This window comes from Salinigranum sp. (genome assembly GCF_041641895.1).
GTDB lineage: Archaea > Halobacteriota > Halobacteria > Halobacteriales > Haloferacaceae > Salinigranum.
The window spans coordinates 1-5,212 of the sequence record NZ_JBEPXO010000138.1 but is presented as its reverse complement, the minus strand read 5'-3'; the positions used below and the strand labels follow the sequence as shown (position 1 = coordinate 5,212).

General features: G+C 67.9%; 3 protein-coding genes. 1 reads left to right on the top strand and 2 read right to left on the bottom strand.

Annotated elements, in window-relative coordinates; translation table 11 throughout:
* Both ACESK5_RS18745 and nasA read right to left on the bottom strand, forming a co-directional pair.
* The coding region (locus ACESK5_RS18745; protein ID WP_372913107.1) for a molybdopterin-dependent oxidoreductase at window positions 1-478 on the bottom strand (478 nt) is incomplete at its 3' end.
* A gap of 217 nt (window positions 479-695) precedes the next feature.
* Complete coding sequence (gene nasA, locus ACESK5_RS18740) at window positions 696-2,810, bottom strand: assimilatory nitrate reductase NasA (protein WP_372913106.1); 2,115 nt, start codon at window positions 2,808-2,810, stop codon at window positions 696-698.
* A gap of 482 nt (window positions 2,811-3,292) precedes the next feature.
* On the opposite strand from nasA, the gene ACESK5_RS18735 reads away from it, so the two are divergent.
* Window positions 3,293-5,056: a nitrite/sulfite reductase gene (locus ACESK5_RS18735; protein WP_372913105.1), complete on the top strand. Its 1,764-nt coding sequence runs from the start codon at window positions 3,293-3,295 to the stop codon at window positions 5,054-5,056.
* Window positions 5,057-5,212: the final 156 nt, after the last annotated feature.

The window sequence follows — 5,212 nt, the reverse complement described above, 5'->3', positions numbered from 1 at the left end:
GCACGTCGTCGTACGTCGGCGGTGGGGCGTCGCTGCCGAACGCCTGGTAGTACGCGGTGACGGCCGAGGCCATACACAGCGTCGTGTTCGCGTCGTAGTAGCGGGTACCGAACGCACCACGGGCGACTTTGCCCAGCGCGTACGCCGCCTCGTTCGTCTGCTGCCCGCTGCCGAGCACGGCCACGTTGTCGTTGCCGGCGCGGAGTGCCTCGATGAGCCGTGTGGTCACGACGCCGAGTGCGGTGTCCCAGTCCGTCGGCTGGAGCCGTCCGCCGCGGCGAATCAACGGTTCGGTCAGGCGCTCACAGTCGGAGGCGACCGTCTCGCGAACGCCGCGTCGGCACTTGAGTCCGTTACTCGTCGGGTGGTCGGGGTCGCCACACACGTCCGCGACACCGGGCTCGTCCTCCGCGCTCCGCTGGCGGTAGCCACAGCCGACTGCACACCGCATACACGTCGTCGGCTTCCACTGGGTCATCTCGTCCTCGGAACCGTCTGACGGCTCTCGGTCCGTTCGACAGCCGGGCAGCTCTCGGCCCGTTCGTCGGTCTCTCCAGATACGTCAGTCGCTTCGGCAGTCTCTGGACGAATGTCCACGGTTGTCGGGTCGACGTGGCCCTGTCGTGATAACTGCTGTTCTAATATCCATTATCCTCCTGGCATTCGATAATACAGCTTTAGGTCCCACAGACGCGTCAGTCGCCGTCGACCGACCCCGTCTCGCCGCCGCCCGTGATCCCCTGCTGCCGGAGCGGGTGCTCGGGCTGTGGTGCCCGTACGTCGACGGCACACTGCTTGAAGTTGGGTTCGGCCGACTCGGGGTCGACGACCGGGAGGGTGAGCACGTTGACCGCCGGGTGGTGAATCGAGAGCCAGACCATCTCCTTCGGGACGCCGTCGTCCGGCTGGACGCGAACCGTGACCGCCGCGCGCCGCGAGGTGACGACGGTCCGCCCACGGTCGAGCGCCTCGTTGTGGTCGAGCGCCGTCTCCGGGTGGACTCGCGCGATCGGTAACGCGGCGGCGTCGCCCCCACGAGTACGCACTCCCGTGTTGTACGCGTCGGGCTGCCGGGCGGTCGTCAGCGTGAGCGGGTACTCGTCGTCGGTCGGCTCGGCGAGTCCGCCGTGTGTGCCCGTCGAGAACCGGGCCCGGCCCGACGACGTCGGGAACGCCCAGCCGTCGTCGGTCACGTACCGGTAGCCACCCTGACTCTGCTCGTCCGGCGCGGGCCAGCGGACCGCCATCTCGGTTTCGAGTCGGTCGTAGGTGATGCCCGAGAGGTCCGCGGGCGTCCCCGCCGTCAACGTGCGCAGTTCGTCGAACGCCGCCTCCGGGTCGAGGGACGGTCGGTCGAACAGGTCCGGGTGGAGTCGGTGTCCGATGGCCGCGATGACGTCGACGTCCTGTTCGATCTTCGGCGGGACGTCGGTCGCCGCGCGGACCCGCGACACCGTCCGTTCCATGTTCGTCACCGTCCCTTCGGATTCACCCCACGTCGCCGCCGGGAGCACCACGTCGGCCACCTCACAGGTCTCGGTACGGAAGGTGTCCTGAACGACGAGGAACGTGTCCGCGAGCGCCTCCCGGACGCGGTCGGCGTCGGGCATCCCCGCGACCGGATTCGTCGCCACCGTCCAGCACGCCTCGACCGGGCCGTCCGCGATAGCGTCGACGATGCCGACCGGTCCGGGGCCGGGGTCGTCCGGAAGCCGGCTGACCGGGACGCCCCACGTCTCTGCAACCTCGGCTCGATGGTCGGGGTCGTCGAAGGGGCGGTGTCCGGGCCAGGTCCCCTTCGACGAGCAGACGCGGGTCCCCATCGAGTTGGCCTGCCCGGTCAGCGAGAACGGGCCGGTGCCGGGGCCGAGGTTGCCCGTCGCCAGGCACAGATCGATGAGCGCCCGCGCCGTCGCGGTCCCCTGGACGCTCTGGTTGACGCCCATCCCCCAGTACACGAGCGTCGGGTCGGCGAACGCCCGTGCGACGCGCTCGACAGTCGCGACGGAGACACCGGCCGCGGCAGCGGCCGCTTCGACCGACGGGAGCGCGGCACGCAACGCTTCGAACCCAGTCGTCGCCGCCTCGACGAAGGCGTGGTCGAGCGCGTCCGTCTCGACGAGTGACGCCAGGACGGCCCGCGCGAAGGCGAGGTCGGTTCCGGGGTCGAGCTGGACGTGACAGTCGGCGTCGTCGACCGTCTCGCTCTCGACCGGGTCGACGACGACCAACTCGGCGTCGGGGTCGCTGGCGCTGTCGACGAGCCACCGGTACATGACGGGGTGGGCGACTGCCGGGTTCGCCCCCCACACGAGGTGCGTCCGCGCGTCGGGGATGTCGTCGTACGTCGGCGGTGGGGCGTCGCTGCCGAACGCCTGGTAGTACGCGGTGACGGCCGAAGCCATACACAGCGTCGTGTTCGCGTCGTAGTAGCGGGTGCCGAGCCCGCCGCGAGCGAGCTTCCCCAGTGCGTACGCCGCCTCGTTCGTCTGCTGCCCGCTGCCGAGCACGGCGACGCCGTCTCGCGTCTCGGCCAGCGCCGCCTCGAACTGTGTGACGACGACGTCGAGTGCCGTGTCCCAGCTGGTCGCGACGAGTTCCCCGTCCTCTCGGACGAGCGGACGCGTCAGCCACTCCCCGCCCGGGTCGGCAGTCTCGTCGACGCCCCGCTGACAGGCGAGGCCCTGGTTGACGGGGTGGGTCGCGTCTCCCCGGACGCTGTCGAGGCCGTACCCACTGTCGACCCCCTGCTGGAGGTGGCCACAGCCGACCGCACACCGCATACACGTCGTCGGCGTCCACTCGCTCATCTCCCCGCCACCGCCCGTTCACGCGAGGCGCGCCGTCCGTGTCCCGACGACGCTCCACGCCCCGTCGTCTCCGAGACGAATCGACTGAACGCGTATCCTCTCATTCTGGGCGAATACTTTAACAAAGCACACTATAATCGTTTCGATAGTCTATATTTCCAGTTTAGTGGGCATAATATACACATGTGCGTTCACGCCCACGTGTCCGTGAGACACACCCGAGGGGCACCGCGCGACGAACCCTCGCATCGTCCAGTTGTCGACGCCGTCCCGGACGGATGATAAATTCACTCTCGATTAGCCGGAATATACCCGCCGTTCCGGCCCGGGGTGTGTGTCCGTTCGGTTCTCCCTTCGAATCTCCGTATTTGTCAAGTGAGAACTTCTTTATGACGCTATGAAAACTTCTGACCGTGCAAACGAATCAATCGAACACCATTCTCGGTTTCGAGTCCCCGGTCGGGGAGGGAGAGGGGTAACCGATGCCCCACGAGAAAGAGCAGTGGAAGGAGGAACTGTACGGCGACGCCGTCCGCGAGAAGCTCGAGGAGTTCGCGGAGCGCGGCTTCGACTCGATTCCCGAGGCGGAGCGCGACGAGTGGTTCTCCCGGTTCAAGTTCTGGGGGGTGTTCCACCACCGCAGCGGACAGGAGTCGTACTTCATGATGCGCCTCACCAACTGCGGGGGGGTGCTCGACCCCGGTCAGCTGAAGGCCATCGGCGAAGTCGCGCGTGACTACGCCACCGGACCGGTCGAGAACCCCGAGTTCGGCGACGCGTGGATCGACTTCACGACCCGACAGTCGATCCAGTTGCACTGGCTCGAACTCGAGGACATCCCCGAGATCTGGGAGAAACTGGAGGCCGTCGGCGTCTCCTCGCGCTCTGCCGGGGGCGACACGATGCGCAACATCTCCGGCTGTCCGGTCGCCGGCAAGGCGAACGAGTACGTCGAGAGCCGCACGTTGCTCGACGAGATTCAAGAAGAGATCCGCGGCGACGACGATCTCTGCAACATGCCCCGAAAGTTCAACATCTCGGTCTCGGGCTGTCGCCAGGGCTGTGCGCAGGACTCCATCAACGACATCGGGCTCGAACCCGCGCACAAACTCGTCGACGGTGAGGAGGTGCGTGGCTTCAACGTCCGCGTCGGCGGTGGCCTCGGCGGCCGGGAACCCCGGCGGGCGCGGTCGCTCGACCTGTTCGTGACTCCCGAGCAGGCCACGGAGACGGTCCGGGCGTTCGTCGAACTCTACCACGCGGAGGGGAACCGACAGAACCGCTCGAAGAACCGCGCCCGGTTCTTCGTCGACGAGTGGGGCACCGACGCCGTCCGCGAGGCGCTCGACGACCGCCTCGACTTCGAACTCGAGCGCGCCGGGACCGATTTCCGCCGTGAGTACACCTACAACGCCGGCAAGCCGACCGAGCGGGGCCCGCACGACCACGTCGGCGTCTACGACCAGAAAGACGGAAGGAACTACGTCGGGCTCTCGGTTCCCGTGGGGCGGATGCCTGCCGAGGACGTCGTCGAACTCGCCGATCTGGCGGCGGCGTACGGCTCGGGCGAGATTCGGCTGAGCCGCCGGCAGAACCCGCTGCTCATGGACGTCCCCGACGGGAACCTCTCGAACCTGCTGAACGAGCCACTGCTGGAGACGTACCAGCCCGAACCCAACCCCTTCGTCCAGGGGGCGATGGCCTGTACCGGGACGGAGTTCTGCTCGCTCGCACTCACCGAGACGAAGGCGCGAATGGCCCGGATGCTCCGCTGGCTCGGAACGAACGTCGACCTGCCCGACGACGTCTCGCGCATCAAGATGCACTACTCGGGATGTACTGCGGACTGTGGACAGGCGATGACCGCCGACATCGGTATCCAGGGGATGCGCGGCCGCAAGAACGGCGAGATGGTCGAGGCGCTCGACATCGGGGTCGGCGGCGGCATCGGCGAGAACCCCGCGTTCATCGAGTGGGTACGCCAGCGCGTGCCTGCCGACGAGACTCCCGGGCTGATCCGCAACCTCGTCGAGGCCTTCGCCGCGCTCCGCGAGGAGGGCCAGACCTTCCGCGAGTGGGTCGACGCCACGAGCCACGAGACCCTCGTCGAACTGGCCGAACCCGAAGAGGTCGACGGGTACGACGACCCCTGTCTCACCGACGCGAAGCAGTCGTGGTACCCCTTCGACGACGGTGAGAACCCCTCGACGACCGAGGCGGAGAGCCAGTCGGTCTCGGGAGATTGAGATGGCCGGACGCGTCCTCGACGTGACGTCGCACACGACGCTCGACTACGTCGAAGCCGAAGTCCACGGCGGCGACTGGGAGGCCGAGGGTGTCGGCGTTCTCGACGTGCACACGCCGAAGGGAGCCCCCGAGCGGGTCGTGGGGGGGGGGGGGGG